An 18,269-nucleotide genomic window follows, 5' to 3' on the forward strand; every position below is an offset into this window, starting at 1 on the left:
TATTAAAAGGAGACATTGACACCGAATACAAATGTTTTGGCTTTTGGATAAGCGAACTTATCGATACCAAAAGATTGAATTCCATTCGTTGAACTATCTTGATTTACTTCAGGATCATACCCATCGTAATCGGTTATTACAAATAGGTTTTGACCGGTGAAACTCAGTCGCAATTCTTGGAGCCAGTTTGAAGCCCACGCCATTGATTGTGTATCAAACGAATACCCCAACGTCAAGTTATTCAGCCTTAAGTACGAACCATCTTTTAAATAACGTGTTGAAACCGCCGCCGAATTTATGATACTTTCTTCTGGAAATTCAGTTGCTATGGGCGTTGTATTGTTTGATTTGGCCAATAGTGTTTTGTAAAAACTCCCCATTGCCGTATGGTCATATATTTCATTGCCACTTACCCCGTTAAAATTCATATTTAAATCTAACCGCTTATAGCTTAAATTGACATAAAAACTATAAGTCATATCCGGTAGGGCACTTCCAACAACTGTTCGATCGTTTTCGGTAATATCACCGTCACCATCACTATCGGCAAACTGTGAAAGACCATCTGAGTCAATACCTAGAAACGTTTGCATATAAAAAGAACCAATGGGTTCACCGCTCACAAATCCATTGATAGTGGCGTCGGTAAGCCCTTGACCGGAAGCAGATCCCGTGGTTACAATCGTAAAAGGAGAATCTTCTACCACATTATCAATAAAAGTGGCATTTCCTCCAAAGGCATAGGAGAAACCTTCATAGTTACGTTTGGAATAATCCAGAGCAATTTCTAACCCTTTATTGGTAATGGTCATGTCAGGAACATTGGTCCAATACGTCGGAGCAGGGACAATGGGGTCTACCGGAACAACCTCCAATAAAATGTTATCGGATACTTTATGGAAATAATCGACCGTACCTGTCAAACTACCATCAAACAATCCAAAATCAAGACCGACATTCGATTGTGTTGAAACTTCCCATTGAATATCAGGATTCGCGAAACGGGTATACTCTGACCCAACAGGATATGCCCCATTTTGATCAATCGGATAACTGACATTGCTTGAGTTACTTACCGAATAGGATTCCAGCGTAATTTTATTCGGAATTTCTTGATTTCCTGTTTGTCCCCAACCTGCTCTTAATTTTAAATCGCTAAAAATCGAACCGTCCATAAAATCTTCTTCAATCAATCTCCAGGATCCGGCAAAAGAAGAGAATACGCCGTATTTATTGTTCTCCCCGAATTTTGAAGAACCATCGGCCCTGACCGTTGCGGTAAACATATAACGGTCTTTAAAGTTCCAATTCCCCCTTCCAAAGAAAGATTGCAATTCGTTCTCCCAAGTGCTTCCAGAAGGACGATTATCAGTAAGGTTAAGATCACCGCCCAATCCCGGGTTGTTACGAGGATCTATTCCGGTATCTGCAGGAAACTCATCAATAGACCAATTGCTGGTTCTAGAAAAGGTTTTTTGATACGAGTGCCCCCCTAAAATACTTAAATTGTGTTCTCCAACATCGAAAGTGTACGTCAAGTAGTTTTCAATAAGGGTATTTCTATATTTCCCAAAACCTTGGCTTAAGCTACCCAGATCATTACGCTCTGTATTTGCAATTGTCTGTTGATCACTGTCGGTCGAGTTATTCTCGTAACCAAAATTGAGTTTGTAAACCAAGCCATCCAAAATTTCAAAAGAAGGCGATACATTGAAAATAATTCTTCGAGATTCTGAAAAGTCTCCATTGTATTTATTGCTTAACAAGGGATTGTTCCAATTTAACGGATTATTAATTTCCCCATCGGCCGTATAGGCATTAAATGTCGGGTTTGTTGAATATCCTACATTATTATTTCTCGATTGTTCAGTGATTGTCGTGTTTAAATTGTAATCAATTCTCAATCGATCCTCTAATAATTTTTGAGTTACATTGATCCTGGCACTTGTTCTTTTTAGATCGGAATTATATACAATCCCCTCTTGATCTTGTAGTCCTAAAGAAGCATAATAATTTAGTTTATCTGTGCCGCCCGATAAAACAAGATTATAGTTTTGCGTGATGGCCGCTCTGGTCAATTCTTCTTGCCAGTCGGTACTTCCTCCACCATCTATTAGCTCGTTTCCAGGAATAGCAGCCACTTCTCGACGAAATTCATCAGCACTGAACACATCTAATTTACGCGCTAATGTCGAGACACCTAGGCTGGAAGAAAGCGAGACTCTGGAAACGCCCGCTTTTCCTTTTTTGGTTGTAATAATAATCACCCCATTGGCACCTCTTGATCCATAGATTGCCGTTGCAGAGGCATCTTTTAAAACGTCGATAGATTCGATGTCATCGGAATTTATAAAATTCAAAGGACTTCCACCGGAGCCAGTTCCGGCCAATCCTAGGGGAAACCCGTCTAAAACAAATAGTGGTCCAGAACCCTGACGGATGGTTCCTTGACCACGTATAACGATCCGCTGCCCACTACCAGGCTCACCGCTAGACGAGGTAACATTTACGCCCGCAGCCTTACCTTGTATAAGCTGGCCAGCATTATTGACGACTCCCTTATTGAAGTCTTCGCTGGTAACACGTTTAACGGCACCTGTTACATCTTTGATTTTTTGGGTTCCATAACCCACGACGACGACTTCGTCTAATTGCGAAGCATCATCTTGAAGTTGAACGTCAATACTACTTTGCCCGTTAGTAGGTACTTCAAGTGTTGCGTAGCCCAGATAGGAAACCACTAGCACGGCATCTCCATCAGAAACTTCTAGCGTAAAATTACCATCAAAATCGGTGGTTGCACCGTTCAATGTTCCTTTTTCAAGAACCGTAGCACCCGCCAAAGGTACGTTCTGGGTATCGGAAACGGTTCCGGATACCGTAGTTTGCGACCATGAGAGGGTAGTGAAACCAATCAAAAGGACACACATCAAAAATTTCAGTTTTTTCATAAGTGTTGAGTTAATTAATAAAAAGATTCAAAGAACGTAGTACTCGAGCAAACAAAACTTAATTCCATGTAAAAGAATTGCTATACTTTAACCGAGATAATTATGATAATTTTACGAAAAATTAACAATAATTATATTTTTTTTACAATTTAGTAATTTAAATCACACTTAAAAATAAAATCTTGCAACGCGTAATACCATCTTATTTCAGAGCGGAAGTCAGAATAATTTGCAATATCCTATCGCAAAACTTGCATCGGATTAATTAAATCGCTCATTCTAATATTTTATTCTAGCTTACTCACAAATTAGACTATCTTAAAAAAAATGGAAACCACACCTTAACAATTAATGTTACAATTTTAATTTTTCACAATGAAGCATGTTCTTATTCTATTCCTCGTATTTGGTCAAACAATCATGGCCCAAGATTTAACCCAATATCGAATTCACTCACACAATGACTATTATCGTAACATTCCATTTTGGAATGCTTTAGCATCTGGAGCAACTTCAATAGAAGCTGATGTATTTTTAAGGGACGGAGGACTCTATGTAGCGCATTCTGCAAATGAAATTCGAAAAGATCGAAGTCTTGAAGTGCTTTACATCAAACCGCTGCAACAAAGCATTTCGCTTGGGGTCGTGACCGACACCAAATTACAATTGCTTATAGACATAAAATCTGAGGCCTATTCTACTTTAGAGGCGATAACCAAGCTTTTGCAAAATTATCCGACACTTACAAAACATGGTAATATCTCATTTGTCATCTCCGGAAATCGCCCCATGCCTGAGGAGTATGTAAACTATCCCGAATTTATTTTGTTCGATTATCAAAGTTTGGACCCTGTCAATGATGTGCAAATAGCCGACAAAATTGCTCTTGTAAGTTTAAGTTTTGGGAAATTCTCGAAATGGAACGGACTCGGTCGATTGACCAAAACCGACAGCACCACAGTAATCAATACCATAAAAATGGGACATGCCTTAAAAAAGCCTTTTCGTTTTTGGGGAACACCAGATACTAAAACGGCATGGCAGGCATTTACAAGTATGGGGGTCGATTTCATCAACACCGACAAACCTTTTGAATGTTTCGATTATGTAAAAACCTTAGATGACCGAACTTTCGGCATCAGTGAAAATTATTCAACGGTTTATACGCCAACCTTTGCTTCAGATGGCGTGAAAAAACCGGTTAAAAATGTAATTCTTTTAATTGGCGATGGTAACGGACTTTCCCAAATTACCGCTACCCAACATGCAAACAAAGGCAATCTATCGGTTACCCAATTAAAAAATATCGGGCTTATAAAAACACAATCGGCCGATGACTTCACTACCGATTCTGCCGCAGGGGCAACCGCCATATCAACTGGAAAAAAGACCAACAACAGGGCCATTGGCACTGATAAAGATGGAAAAAAAATAGATAACCTGACCGAAATACTTTCTAAAAAAGGCTTTTCGACAGGTATCATAACTAACGATGACGTAACAGGCGCCACACCTAGTTCTTTTTATGCGCATCAAATCGATCGATCACAATCTGACGGTATTTTAAAAGACCTTTTTAAAAGCCCTCTGAATTTAGTTGTGGGCAAGGGCGACTATAAAGAGGATAATAAAGGTTTTTTTAAAATTGCCAAAGCTCCTTCTCAAATAGGTGGGATGGCAATTGATCGCACGGCATTTTTCTATGCTGATGAAATAGAATCAATAGATTTTCTTGCATTGTTGACCGAGCAGGGTCTTGCCCATTTAAATCAAAAAGGTAAGCCATTTTTCTTGATGGTCGAAGGTGCTAACATTGACTCTTACGGTCATAAAAATTCGGTTGGGGGTATTGTTACCGAGGGAATTTCTTTCGATAAGGCGATCAGTGAAGCTCTAAAATTTGCAGATGAGAATCAAAACACACTGGTCATAATAACCGCGGATCACGAAACTTCTGGTTTTAGCTTGCCCCACGGTTCAAATAGCGATCATGTTATAGAAGGCGACTTCGCATCTACCGATCATTCAGGAACTATGGTTCCGCTTTTTGCTTACGGACCCCAATCAAACGAATTCACAGGTGTTTATGACAACCATATGATTTTCCAAAAAATAATACAGGTTTTGAATGTAAGCCCAAAATAAGGGTGTTTTGATTCTCATCTGCAAATTTTAGAGCTTAAATTGCATTGGGGAATTGCTATTTTTGGCCCGCTTCGATAACTTTACTAATGGCCACTCCTATAGCCAATAAATCGCTGCTTTCTTCACTAGTAAAATCATAGGGAAGGGGTTTTGCTATGCCCAAAACCCCATATAAAGTACTATCGAGTAACATAGGAACGGCAATTGAACCTTCTACCTTGGTTTCTTTGGCAGCTGGTCTTGCCACTCCAGAACTGTCGGTTTGCAAGTTACACATTTCTACCGGCTCCCGACGTTCGGCAGCGATACCGGCCATTCCTTTTCCAATAGGTATCTCCGATAATTTTGGGAGTAGAAATTCAGGAATACCCTGATATGCCTGTAACTTCAAAACTTGGGTACCTTTCTCTAGAAAATGAATAGTGCCTGTGGTACAATCAAAATTGGCAACAACCTTCGCCAACACTGCCTGCCAGTTCACCAGTGTCGCTTTTAATAGTGATAAAACAGCGTCTTGATTTGATTTCATTGTTCTATTCATGCGTATTCTTTTTATTTTTTTTAAAGTTTCTAAACATTTACTTTTTGATGGTTTCCTATAAAAATTTATGCGTTACAATCAACATAAAGCTCAATTCCAAAGCAATTGGGAATATTAAGGCGTGACATTTTCTTACCATCAGATTTACCTTCTTCGTATAACATAATACCCTCATGGGATACTACTTTGAAATAAACCCCAGGCCCGGGTATTGCCGAAAAGGGTGTTTCGACATTAACTAAAGGAGATAAAAATGTTTGTTTAAAATCGATACTGCTATAATCAATTCGAAAGTATCCTGAACTGTCTGTCGATACAGTTCCCAGCAGATCATCTTTTATCCAATCGGAATCATAAGCGGAAACTTTTGCTCCCGCAATGGGGGTTCTATTATCTGAGGATGATTTCACATGCCCACAAATTAACCAAGCATCGAAAGCTGTGCGTATACCACCCCAGAAATGATAAGGCAAACAATAGTGCCAACTATAATGCGATTCACCATCTACCTCTTTCCAGACCGGTTGTAAGGTGGTGACCGTAAACTGAATTTTCTTGGTAATTTTAACTTTCTGGTTGGGTACTTCGGTTACTTCAATGTCAAATGCTACGGGTCCTCCCTTATATTGATCTGACAGTTTTATTTCATAATTTCCTGAAGCATCTGTTTTTCCTAACCCTAATAGAAGCTTATTCTTTTTCTTAACTGCCTCGTCTTTCAAGATTTCAAAAGTATACTTTGTTTTTCTATTGTTGGCAATGGATTCTTCAGGAAGATAGACTTTCACAACAATATTACTTAAGGGCTCATGAAAATTAAGACAGAGCGAGCCACTAAAATTGCCTTTGATACAAAAACCCATATATTTTCAAAATAGGCTGATAAAGTTAGCATAAAAATATTTTGGATAAAGAAAAAATCGGGTCTAGATCTAATTAGGCATGATCTTCGATTCCAAAGCCAAAAATAACTTTTAAAAAAATTTTTGAAATTCTGAAAAGTCAGACGGCCTATTGCTTATTTAAACGATAGCGATTTGAATAGTACTTCATTAGAAGTATGAACAAACCGGAAAACTCCAGTTAGGTCTTAAGAAAAGCAGCGTCAAAACCATACCGTTTATACATAATAACCTACAATACATACATTTTTTCTGTCAAATTAAAAAGAATAAACTTAAATTACGCGCGCAATCGGCTCTTCTCCCTAAAAGTCGAACCAATACCATCTTAAAAACACTGAAAGTCCCCTAGATAGAGCGTATACTATTATGTTAGTGCCTATACACGCATACATTTCCTTGTTGAAAGTCTTGACAAGATGAATTCGCTGGGCACTCACGAATTTCGATGTAAACTATTGTTCAACCTAAAAACATCGTGCGTATGAGGAGAGAAAAAAACTTAGAAATAGGTTACCCCCCGACTTCCTAAAAACTTCTTGATATTACAAAATTAGAGCAGTTACAAATACCCGTCTAGCCACATAGGAATTTGACTTTAGTAGGAATTTGTATTAGAGAATCGCTATACCCTATACTTCCCGATTAAAAGCCCCGAAAGGCCTGCCTTCAAGTGTAACTGTTGCTACGGAACAAATTCTAAGAGCCCATGTATGGTGGCTTAGCAGGTAAAACAATACCTGAAACTTTTTAATCCCATCAATTTAAAATCCAAAAGAATGAACAATAAAATGATTAATTCAGGAAATGAAATACTAGGGTCCGAAATGCCCTCGGGAAACATGAACGATGGTCAAATGCCATCATTAGATGGAGAAATGCCCATGGGTACTATGAATGACAACCCACAAAATTTCAGCGGCGAAATGCCAGCGTCAGGCAATGAGATGCCCTTAGGCAATATGAATGACATGCAAGATAATTCGAGCACGCAGATGTCTTCAAGCAATAGTGAGATGCCAATAGGAAACATGGGAAATGGGATGCAATCAACCTCTGTTGAGTCCCAAATTGATATCCATACTCACGAGGAAATGCCCACAGGAGGCATGAACGATGAATCGGCGGCTATCAAAGCGGAAAAAAATAACTTAAAGACCATTGACATTCCGGGCTCGTGGAAGCTTCAGTTGACACATTCATCTTAAAAAGAAAACAACATAAACTTAAAAATATTAAAATGAAAAAACAGGAAAATATTTCGGTTCAGCAAGCGGTCTTAGATACCGCCACGAAGTCATACGTACCTCAAACAAGTAATTTAAAAAAAGGGTCAAAGGGTATAAACGTTGAGCGTCTACATCAATATCTTACGAAGTTTGGTTATTTTGAAGATAACATAAGCGCCGAGTTTTCTGGGGTAGCGCTAAAAACAGATTTACCTTCTTCTCCAAAAAACAAAGAACAGTTTGATCAAAATACCGAGCTAGCGCTTGAGAAGTTTCAAGAATTAAATGGATTGAAGGTTACTGGGGAATTGGATAAATCGACCTTAGAACTCATGAAAAAACCTCGTTGTGGGTTTACCGACACGGCAGCATTTATCGCACAAGGGAACAAATGGCCCACAAATGCCCTCACCTACGGTTTTCAAAACTTTTCTTCAGATTTGACACAAGGTGAAGTAAGGACGGCAATTTCGGAAGCCTTAGGCTTATGGAGCGCGGTGACCCCCTTAACCTTCACCGAAGTTCCTTTTTCGAACAATCCACACATAAAAATTCGTTTTGAAAGCGGGTCCCATGGCGACGGAAATACTTTTGATGGTCCTGGCGGGGTTTTGGCACATGCTTATTACCCTCCACCAAATGGCGGGGATATTGCAGGCGATGCACATTTTGACGAAGCAGAAACCTGGTCAGTGAACTTGCCTGCATCAGGTATTGATTTAGTTACAGTAGCCGCCCACGAATTTGGTCATTCACTAGGGCTGGCACATTCAACAATTTCAGGAGCTTTGATGTACCCCTATTATGGTGGTCCCCACAGAAACCTTGAAGCTGATGATGTTGCAGGAATACAGTCAATTTACGGTGCAGCTACCCAGTGGTCAGGCTGGGAAAGATTGGGTGGGGTACTTACCTCTGGTGCCGGTGCATGTTCTTGGGCCTCGGGTAGATTAGATACTTTTGTTCGAGGAACAGATATGGCTTTATGGCACAAATGGTATAGTGGCGGATGGTCTGGTTGGGAACGATTGGGCGGAGTAATAACCGCAAATCCCGCTGCCGTGTCATGGAGCAATGGAAGGATCGATACTTTTGTCCGCGGGACAGATATGGCCCTATGGCACAAATGGTATAGCGGCGGATGGTCGGGCTGGGAACGATTAGGGGGCGGACTTTCTTCCGGGCCAGCAGTTTGCTCATGGTCTGCCGGAAGATTAGACGTTTTTGTCAGGGGCAATGATATGGCTTTATGGCACAAATGGTATAACGGTCGATGGTCTGGTTGGGAACGATTAGGCGGTGTTCTGACTTCCGATCCTGCAGCTGTATCCTGGAGTAATGGAAGAATAGATGTTTTTGTCAGGGGAAGTGATAACGCTTTATGGCATAAATGGTATAGCAATGGATGGTCTGGCTGGGAAAGGCTAGGTGGGGGTCTTTCTTCCGGACCCGCAGTTTGTTCATGGTCTGCAGGTAGGCTAGACGTTTTTGTAAGGGGCAATGATATGGCATTATGGCACAAATGGTATAATAGCGGATGGTCTGGTTGGGAACGATTGGGCGGCACATTATCTTCGGATCCCGAAGCCGTTTCATGGGGCAACGGAAGAATAGATGTTTTTGCAAAAGGTACAGATGCTGCACTATGGCACAAATGGTATCCTACCTCATAAAATATCTTTTTTGGCTTTAATTAATCTTAAAGTTGAGAACCAAGGACGGCTGGCCGCCCTTGGTTCTCAACTTTCGAAAAAACTATAAAAGGCTATGGCAAAAAACATTCACTATTCATTTTAAAATTCTGAACTATTTTCCCAAACAATAAAAAAGAAAACCATGCCGATTCAAACTCCCATAAGTGATAAAGAACTGTCGGAATTAAAAGTAAATGTGCTCAATTCTGTTCTTAATAATCATGTTTTTCCCGGAAGCAATTTCGCATTACGATTTGCCGATTTACCTTTTGTATTGACGCAACCTGATATTTTTTTGGTTGATAAAAAGATAAAGAATAGTATTCGAATAGAAAGGTTAAATAAGCCAGTTCAAATAGTTTCTATAAACTTCATCAAAGCAAAAAGAGGAAAAACCATTTATTTTGAATTTCAGTCTGAAGAAGAAGATGGGAACATTCTTTTACTCACCTTAAACGCCAATATTTTTTCTTCTCCCGAAGACCGCACAATAAAGTTAAGCAGTTTAAAAATAAAATTTCAAAAAGAAGGAACTACTTGGGTGATTATGGAACCACCAACATCGCTATCGGCTTAAATCTTTGTTTAAAATCTAAACAGATATAAAACATAATCAAGCCTCTGAAACTAGATAGTTTTTCATTTTTCAATACTCTAGGTATTTGAACATATCATTATCATTAAGTCGATAAATCATGCTATAAATATGAAAAACTAAGTCTCTATTATCTTTTTAAAAACTTTGACAACACCCCAAAAACATCTTCTGAAATTTTAAACCAGTACAAAATACCAATATACATGGCACCCATCAGAAAACTCTTAAGTGCTATGTTAATGATGGGATGAAACGAAAACTGTATACAGTAAAAAAGGCCTCCTATCAATAGCAAAAGGGTCATCACTTTATACGTTTCCGAGGTAAAGGGATGCATATTGAATTTAAATTTCACAAAGACCAGTTTTGCGGTATTGTAGATAAAAAATGCAGAAAAACTGGCAATGGCAGCACCATTTAAACCGTATTTGGGGATAAGCCATAAATTAAATAAAATGGTCAGAATAGCCAATAGCACTCCCATAATCAAAACCGTACGGTAGTATTCCGAATTGTATAAAATGGAATTATTATTACCTAAAACCGCATCGTAAAGTTTAGCGAGCCCTATCCAAAGTACTATCATAAATCCGTTTCGGTACGCCGGTGGAAGCATATCGTACAAATCGTTTAAATTCAAGAGTATCAATAAAAACAAAAGTCCCGATACGATAAATAATGTTAACGAGCTTTTTTGGTACAACTTTTTAAGTCCTGTTGCATCGTTGTTATTCAGCAGTTCTGCGGTCAAGGGATACGTTATCTGATGCATCGCCCGTGAAGGCACGGCAATTACCGTGGCGATAAAACCTGCCACACTATAATACGCCACATTCTCAATTTCAATAAATTGGTTAATCATTACTTTGTCAATCTCCAAAAGCACCACTGCGGCCGACCCGCCCAATATAATTAAAGCGCTGTAAAGGATAATCTGGTTAGTGTTTTTCGGAAAATTGAACACCAATCGAGGTTTTCTAACACTATATGCATACAACTTCATAGCGATTGTTCGCAAAAAATAAAGTGCGACCAAGGCCTTTAGAAAAAATAGAACCGAAATAATATCAAAATAGACCAGAACCAAGAGGAGTGTCACCCCTACCCTAGAAAAAACTTCTTTCATGAAATTTCCGAAAACGGATTTCATTCGAATGCGTGCCCAAGCATAAAAAACCTCAAAATAGGCCATGGCCATACCGATGAGAAAAATATACCAAACATATTCCTTGACCAACGCATTTTCTTTAGACAAAAAATCACCGATGGCATCATTGGATACCCAAGCTATCAGGGCTACAGGAAGTATGAGTGCAAGCGGCAACAAAAGCATCAAGGTCAAAAAGCCATCGGAAGTTCGGCCGTCTTGAAAACTACTATAATATTTGACTAGGGTATTGGGAACTCCAAAGGCCAAAAGGGGCATCAGAATAGTAGAGGCCGATAAAATCACATTGACCAACCCATAATATTCGTCAGTCAAAAAATTGGTATACAAAAACAAGACGTTCGCCGCGCCTATTCCAAAGCCGAGGTACGTTACCAAAGTGTTTTTAAGTGATTGTTTTAAAACGATTCCCATAAAAGCCTAAAGATTTTGGGCCAATTTTCGGGTGAGCTCCCTTCTACTGTATTTTTCGATATTTCCCGAATTAACAGTCAACACTCCTTTCTTATATGCCTTGAACCAATCTAAAAGTACATTTTTTAATTGGGTTGTCGCTTCATAATCGAATACCTCTCCTGTCTGGGTCTCGCGAATCATGTTTCGTACCTCCCAATTTTTTGGACCTAAGGCCAAAATAGGACGTTTTGCCGCCATGTACTCAAAAATTTTCCCCGGAACGATACCCTCAGTTTCCTCAGAATCAATTTCAACCAAAAGTAGCACTTGGGCGCCCCGTTGCCTACGAACGGCTTGGACATGCGAAACATATCCCTTTAATTTTATATAGGGCACTAATTCATACCGACTTAGGCTATTTAGCACATCTTCACTTACCACCCCTAAAAACTCCAACTGCAATTCAGCCCTGAACATTTCATTTTCAGAAGCGAGTTGTGAAAGTGCTTTCCAAAGGTTATTGGGGTTTCGACCGCTAAGTAATGATCCTACATGGGCAATGGTAAAGCTCTTATCAAGCACTACTTTGCCCTTAAAATCGTTATCATAGCCGTTTGTTATGACCGTTATAGGTTTGTTCGTGATCTCTCCAAACTCTTTCTTGGTCATCTCACTAGTGACTATAAGTTGATCGGCAGTATTCAATACCAAATGCTCCATTTGTTTATGTTTCTTCTGGGAAGCAGCCGATAAACGTAATTTTTTATGGTACCCGATCGATGTCCATGGGTCACGAAAATCGGTCACCCATTTCAAAGCGTGCTTTTCTTTTAACTGTTGTCCGATCAAATGAACACTATGCGGCGGCCCAGTAGTAATAATGGTTTCGATTTGTTCCTTTACGATTAAATCTGACAAAAACTTTACCGACGGGGTGACCCAATATTTCCGGGCATCAGGAATAAAAAAATTACCACGAATCCAGAGCATGGCTTTTTCCAAAACTGAAGGATCTTTTGTTTTTATAATCCCTGAACTAATGCGTTTTGTTTTTTTTGGAGACAAAAGTCCTGCAAGGCGATAGGGTTCAAAAACCTTTTGTTTGTATATTGAAATTCCTTCCGGAACTTCCTCCATCAACGATGCATCTTGAATAGGATAATGTGGGTTTTCAGGAATATATACGACAGGTTCGACATCAAACTCAGGAAGATACTTTACAAATTTTAACCATCGCTGCACACCAGGGCCGCCCGCAGGTGGCCAATAGTAGGTGATGATCAGCACCTTTTTCATTAAGCGTCTGTTTTTTCTTCCTTTCGGGAGCGCCAAAAAGCGAATCCGACACCTCCAAAAACAATCAGACCCAGTACCAATGAACATGCTAGGGCAATCTTGCTACCGGTAGCCACAATTTGTGGTTCGAATTTAAATTCAATCGTATGTTTTCCTTCAGGAATTTCAAGTGCCCGAAGCACATAATCAACTTTAAAATGACCAGTGATTTGTCCATCGATATAAGCATTCCATCCATGGGCATAATACATTTCGGAAAAGACGGCAACTCCCGTATTCGGATTATTGGATTCGTAGGTCAGGTGATTCGGTTCATACCGTTGCAAAGAAATCGAGGCTGTAGAATCTATTTCAAAATCAAATGTCTCTATATTTGAAAAACTGCGGGTGTTGAATACCGCTTCCTCTTTGGTATCTAAACTTCCCAAAGCCTTTATCTCCTCATCGGCACTGTTTACTGGCACAAGTTTTTGAACAAACCATGCATTTCCATTGGCATCGGGGTTCGTTGCCGGATAGCTTTGGCCCTCTTCATCTTGTTGTATGACATACTTTACATTAAGCATGTTCAAAACTCCAATATTTCCTTGATAAATATAAAAATCAAAAAGATCTTGAAGACCCGCAGGTTTTGCGGCATGATAACCACCAATAGATTTGTGATAGTATGAAGTGCGGGCGCCATTTACGCCTTCAGAAGGATCAAAAACTCGATAAACACCGTCGTCTTCTAATATTTGTTGATCCATAGGTGTTTCTGGGAAGGGTTGCGTCATTTTTCGCTTTGCAACAAAATCATCCTCATTGACGTAGCGCCGATTTACGCCTACCAAGTCGAAGACTATCAGAATACCCAGCACGATAATCGTCAAGGTTTCCTTTAGTTTCCCTTTGAGATAGAACCAAAGTACCAATGCCGTCAAAAGAACATAAATCAAAGAACGAAAAAGGTCACTGTTATATACGGCCTTTCTATCCAGTTGTATCAACGAAACCACTTCGTCGCCGAAATTCCTTTTGTAGATTGGATCGCTTGCTCCGGTGAAATCAAATTGTCCCTTAAAAATAAGCAATAGAAGACCTAGCCCTAATACTCCAAACAGGGAATATTTGAGCGCCTTGGTTTTGTGATTTTCGCCCGTCTCGGAACTAAATAGTTCCCGCAATGCCAAAATGGCCAGAACCGGGGCACAAAGCTCTAAAATTACTTGAATTGAAGATACGGCTCGAAATTTATCGTATAGCGGAAAGTAATCGATCATTAAATCGGTCAATAAACCGAAATTCTTACCCCAAGAAAGTACCAGCGACATGAGAAAACCACCTAAAAGCCACCATTTAGCCTTGTTCTTTACCAGGAGTAGGCCGAGTAGGAACAGAAAGAGTATAATTGCCCCCACATAAGCGGGAGCAGCAACGCCAGGCTGTGCCCCCCAATATAAAGGTAATTGACTTGAAAATTGAAGTGCCTGTCGTACTGATACCCCTTGATCCAATAGAAAACTATAGGTTTTGGAGTCTTCACCTAAATCTTCAAAACTACCTCCACCGAATAGTCGGGGAACAAATATATTCAGTGATTCCGCTATGCCATAACTGTATTGCGTGATATACCCTTTATCAAGCCCTCCTGAATTTTCTTTAGCATTGCCCTCTGGATCAATAGTCAACTCTGATTTTCCACGCGTACTCCAATCCGCATATTCCTTCGTCGCCATGAGTCCTGTAGCGTTGGCACCTACCCCTAAAATTACGGCGCCAATAAGAATGGCCACCGCTATTGAAAAATGTTTTAATTCCTTCTTTTTAATAGCGTCTACTAAATAGACTAAACCCATTATCAAAATTAACAACATACAATAATAGGTCATCTGATAATGATTCGCTCCTACCTCTAAAGCCATGGCGATGGCGGTCAAAACAAATCCCCAAAAATATTTTCCCCTAAAAGCAAGAACTATTCCACCCAATAGCATGGGCAAATATGCAATAGCATGGGCCTTAGCATTATGACCTACACCCAGAATAATAATCAAATAAGTAGAAAAGCCAAAAGCCAATGCCCCCAATACCGCCAGCCTAAAATCAACTTTTAAACAGCATAATAAAATGTAAAATCCGATAAAATAGAGAAATAAATAATCCGCCGGACGTGGTAAAAATCGAATCAAACGATCCAATTTTTTCACATAGTCGTGGGGATAGTAGGCGCCCAGTTGGTAAGTTGGCATTCCACCAAAAGCACTATTCGTCCAGTACGGTTCTTCTCCTCCGGTTTTCTTTCTGAAATCATTTTGCTCCTTGGCCATTCCCGTAAACTGTCGTATATCTGACTGTTCTATTACTTTACCTTGAAGTACGGGATTGAAATATGCCAATGCGGCAATTACAAAAAAGACAGTAACGAAAAAATGGGCAAAAAAAGCTTTAAGACCTATTTTCATGAATAATTTTGGTGGTTGGAAGTGCTAAAATACTCAATCTACCTCCTCAAAATCGATGTATTCACCAACTTTTTTTGAAGAATTTCCCTTGCGGGCAGTTTTTTTATCAATTATTATATCCCCTGCTTGCCCCTCTTCCGCTCTATTTTGATTTACAAACTGGCCAAACTTTTCATTAAAATGTGCTTCTGTCTTTTTTGCGGCATAACTGAACAATTTTGGTCCGAACCATTTTACAACCGTCTTGAAAAGGTAGTATACCAATAAGATAATTAATATCGTCTTTAAAAAAGCCATATTATTTTGAATTATATATATCAAAAATACAATTCTCACGTTGTATAATGAGGGCAAAAGTCCTAAAATAATATTAAAACGCATTTTTTAAAAAGGTAACATAATGTTTTGTTAAGCACGATTCGAACTTAAATCAGATTTAAAGATGCTAGTTTTATCGCTAAGGTCGTACAAATAGCTAGGCGAGACGAATAGGAAACTATGTAAGCATTGCACTAACTTTTTTTACCACTCATGAACTTTTTCTTAAGTGATTCTAAAATGAAAAATATTCTTTCTGCCATCAGCTTGGCAATAACCGCTTTTGGTTTCTCACAATACACCGATGTTATAAATTCTAATCGCCCAGGGCTATCTGTGGGAGCTTATGCCGTCGGCAAGAATGTTCTGCAACTCGAAGCTGGTGCTTTTTTCGAACAACAAGACCACACCTTACTGAATACCCAATCAAATATTTGGGGCGGAGATTTCTCTTTGCGTTACGGACTTTTATTAGAACAATTGGAAATTAATTATGAGGGCACTTATCAGAATCAAAACATTGATTTTATGAATACGGCCACAGAAGCCACTTACACTGATTTCTCGAGAAACCGATTAGGACTCAAGTTTCTAATCTACGACCGTTACAAAGACCCGGAACGAAACAAGCCAAATTTGTATAGTTGGAAAGCCAATTACGGTTTTAAGTTTAAAAATTTGATACCCTCTGTTGCGCTTTATGGTGGTGCCACCTTCAATCTTGGGGATAACCCCTATTATTTGGGAGACCCTTCCATCTCATATCGCGGAATGGTTGCTACACAGAGTAAACTTACACCTCGGTTCGTTTTAATTTCGAACATCGCTTATGACAGGATCGGAACGGATTATCCTGAACTGAGTTATATTATTTCGTTATCGCACGCCTTTAGAAATCCGAAATGGAGTGCTTTTGTAGAGCATCAGGGCATCGATAGCGATAGATACGCCGACGTATTGCTGCGTGGAGGTGTAGCCCATTTATTAAATGAAGAATTGCAAGTTGACGTCAATATGGGTGCTAGTTTTAAAAACACGCCCTCCCGTGTTTTCGTGAGTATGGGTGCCTCATATCGCTTCGATTTTCATAAAGATGCCCCTATAGCCATTGAAGATCAGAATGCCGGTGAAAATGGCGGACCTATTCAAAAGAATGCCATGAAAAAGAAGGAAAAAGGCAGAAAACAGAAATCTAAAAAAGGTTCAGGAGCCGAAGACATTGACTTGGGACCATCAAAAAAGCAACTTCGCCAATTAAAGAAAAAAGAGAAAAAGAAGCAAAACAACGGCGCCATTGATTTTTAACGCACTCGCTAGAAGCACGTAACTGACGTAAAATAATTTTGCACATAACAATTTTAAATACTGATTAATATCCCTAATATTGGCCTTACAAATCGTACGGTATGGTCTCCTTAAAAGAAGCAGTCACCAAGGCTGATTTCAAGCAATTCGTAAAATTTCCTTTTTCACTTTACAAAGGCTCTCCTTATTGGGTGCCCCCCATCATCAAGGATGAACTGGAAACCTTTAATAAAAGTAAGAATCCGGCATTTAAAAATGCCCGGGCATGGTTTTACATGGCCTTTAAAAATAATCGTATGGTCGGTCGAGTGGTCATTATAATTAACGACCTAGAAGTTAATCGACAAAAAATTCCGAAAGTACGTTTTGGCTGGTTTGATTTTATCGACGACTTAGAAGTTTCACAGACCCTCTTTGATAAAGTAGTGGAAATAGGGAAAGAGCATCAACTAAAATTTATGGAGGGTCCCGTAGGGTTTTCCAATCTCGATAAGGTTGGCGTGCTCACTGAAGGTTTTGACCATATCGGTACCATGATCACCTGGTACAATCACGCCTACTATGTAAAGCACTACGAACATGCTGGCCTTACAAAGGAAAAAGGATACCTAGAAAACAAGTTTCTAGCCAGTAGTGCCGATCCGGCTTTATTTACAAAATTGCAAGCAATTGTAAAAAAGCGCTATGGACTTCGGGAAATAAATTTCACAAAAACCGAGGAGGTACTACCCATGGCCGATAAAATGTTCGACCTTTTTAACGAGACTTATTCAAAACTCTCGTCATTTGTTCCTATTACCGAAGTTCAAAAAACCTATTTTAAAAAGAAATATATCAGTTTTATAAATCCGGAGTATATTAAATTTATCGTTGACAAAGAAGATAACTTGATAGCCTTTGCGATTGTTATGCCTTCTTTTTCAAAAGCTTTACAAAAAGCGAATGGCAAACTGTTCCCGTTTGGGATTTTTCACCTTTTAAAGGCTAAAAAGAGCAGCAAAGATGTTATATTTTATTTAATCGGAATACATCCTGAATATCAAAATAAAGGTGTTACGGCGGTCATTTTCAATGAATACTACAAGACTTTTAATGAAAAAGGAATCATAAACTGTATTAGAACCCCCGAACTTGAAGAAAACATTGCTATTCGACAAATGTGGAAACATTTTAACCCGGTAGTTTACAAACGCAGGGCTACCTACCGCAAAGACTTATAGGGTATTCGTTCCGCCAATACTAAAGGCGGATTAATAACCAAAAAAGAAGTAAAGCTTTCAAT

Annotated in this window: 13 protein-coding genes; 6 read left to right on the forward strand and 7 right to left on the reverse strand. The window is 39.3% G+C overall.

What is annotated here, in order from left to right:
* Window positions 1-2 precede the first annotated feature (2 nt).
* Window positions 3-2,951: a TonB-dependent receptor gene (locus AACZ88_RS02390; RefSeq protein ID WP_339705635.1), complete on the reverse strand. Its 2,949-nt coding sequence runs from the start codon at window positions 2,949-2,951 to the stop codon at window positions 3-5.
* Between the two features lie 375 nt (window positions 2,952-3,326).
* Between AACZ88_RS02390 and AACZ88_RS02395 the strand changes: the two genes are divergently transcribed.
* Entirely contained in the window at window positions 3,327-5,096 is a 1,770-nt protein-coding gene (locus AACZ88_RS02395) for an alkaline phosphatase (protein ID WP_339705637.1), read from the forward strand.
* A gap of 55 nt (window positions 5,097-5,151) precedes the next feature.
* Here the strand turns inward: AACZ88_RS02395 and AACZ88_RS02400 are convergent, their stop codons facing one another.
* Together AACZ88_RS02400 and AACZ88_RS02405 are read right to left on the reverse strand one after the other, a co-directional pair.
* The gene (locus AACZ88_RS02400; RefSeq protein ID WP_339705639.1) at window positions 5,152-5,637 is read right to left on the reverse strand and encodes a GAF domain-containing protein; all 486 of its coding nucleotides are present in this window, start codon (window positions 5,635-5,637) and stop codon (window positions 5,152-5,154) included.
* Window positions 5,638-5,702: 65 nt separating this feature from the next.
* Window positions 5,703-6,425 carry a hypothetical protein gene (locus tag AACZ88_RS02405; protein ID WP_339705641.1) on the reverse strand — a complete coding sequence of 241 codons (723 nt, stop codon included), beginning with the start codon at window positions 6,423-6,425 and terminating at the stop codon, window positions 5,703-5,705.
* An 893-nt stretch (window positions 6,426-7,318) separates the two neighbouring features.
* On the opposite strand from AACZ88_RS02405, the gene AACZ88_RS02410 reads away from it, so the two are divergent.
* The 3 genes from AACZ88_RS02410 to AACZ88_RS02420 all read left to right on the forward strand — a co-directional run bounded on the left by AACZ88_RS02410 (window position 7,319) and on the right by AACZ88_RS02420 (window position 10,039).
* Window positions 7,319-7,747: a hypothetical protein gene (locus tag AACZ88_RS02410; RefSeq protein ID WP_339705643.1), complete on the forward strand. Its 429-nt coding sequence runs from the start codon at window positions 7,319-7,321 to the stop codon at window positions 7,745-7,747.
* A 32-nt stretch (window positions 7,748-7,779) separates the two neighbouring features.
* Complete coding sequence (locus AACZ88_RS02415; protein ID WP_339705646.1) at window positions 7,780-9,441, forward strand: matrixin family metalloprotease; 1,662 nt, start codon at window positions 7,780-7,782, stop codon at window positions 9,439-9,441.
* 163 nt (window positions 9,442-9,604) lie between these two features.
* Window positions 9,605-10,039 (forward strand): hypothetical protein, encoded by a 435-nt coding sequence (locus AACZ88_RS02420; RefSeq protein WP_339705649.1) that lies wholly within the window; start codon window positions 9,605-9,607, stop codon window positions 10,037-10,039.
* A gap of 148 nt (window positions 10,040-10,187) precedes the next feature.
* On the opposite strand, the gene AACZ88_RS02425 is transcribed toward AACZ88_RS02420, so the two are convergent.
* From AACZ88_RS02425 to AACZ88_RS02440, 4 genes are read right to left on the reverse strand one after another with little or no spacing between them, the layout of a single operon-like run.
* Window positions 10,188-11,642, reverse strand: a complete 1,455-nt coding sequence (locus tag AACZ88_RS02425) for an oligosaccharide flippase family protein (protein ID WP_339705652.1) — start codon at window positions 11,640-11,642, stop codon at window positions 10,188-10,190.
* 6 nt (window positions 11,643-11,648) lie between these two features.
* The gene (locus tag AACZ88_RS02430) at window positions 11,649-12,920 is read right to left on the reverse strand and encodes a glycosyltransferase family 4 protein (RefSeq protein WP_339705655.1); all 1,272 of its coding nucleotides are present in this window, start codon (window positions 12,918-12,920) and stop codon (window positions 11,649-11,651) included.
* A complete protein-coding gene (locus AACZ88_RS02435) occupies window positions 12,920-15,364 on the reverse strand; it encodes a YfhO family protein (protein WP_339705658.1) in 2,445 nt (814 codons plus the stop codon). The genes AACZ88_RS02430 and AACZ88_RS02435 overlap by 1 nt, the downstream gene beginning before the upstream one ends.
* 33 nt (window positions 15,365-15,397) lie before the next feature.
* On the reverse strand, window positions 15,398-15,661 hold the full coding sequence (locus tag AACZ88_RS02440) for a DUF4834 family protein (RefSeq protein WP_339705661.1): 264 nt from the start codon (window positions 15,659-15,661) through the stop codon (window positions 15,398-15,400).
* Window positions 15,662-15,922: 261 nt separating this feature from the next.
* Between AACZ88_RS02440 and AACZ88_RS02445 the strand changes: the two genes are divergently transcribed.
* The gene (locus AACZ88_RS02445) at window positions 15,923-16,987 is read left to right on the forward strand and encodes a transporter (RefSeq protein ID WP_339705664.1); all 1,065 of its coding nucleotides are present in this window, start codon (window positions 15,923-15,925) and stop codon (window positions 16,985-16,987) included.
* Between the two features lie 101 nt (window positions 16,988-17,088).
* Window positions 17,089-18,207, forward strand: a complete 1,119-nt coding sequence (locus AACZ88_RS02450; RefSeq protein ID WP_339705667.1) for a GTP cyclohydrolase — start codon at window positions 17,089-17,091, stop codon at window positions 18,205-18,207.
* The last annotated feature ends 62 nt before the right edge of the window (window positions 18,208-18,269 follow it).

Origin of the sequence: uncultured Kriegella sp., assembly GCF_963975415.1 — a bacterium.
In the GTDB taxonomy this organism is placed as follows: domain Bacteria; phylum Bacteroidota; class Bacteroidia; order Flavobacteriales; family Flavobacteriaceae; genus Kriegella.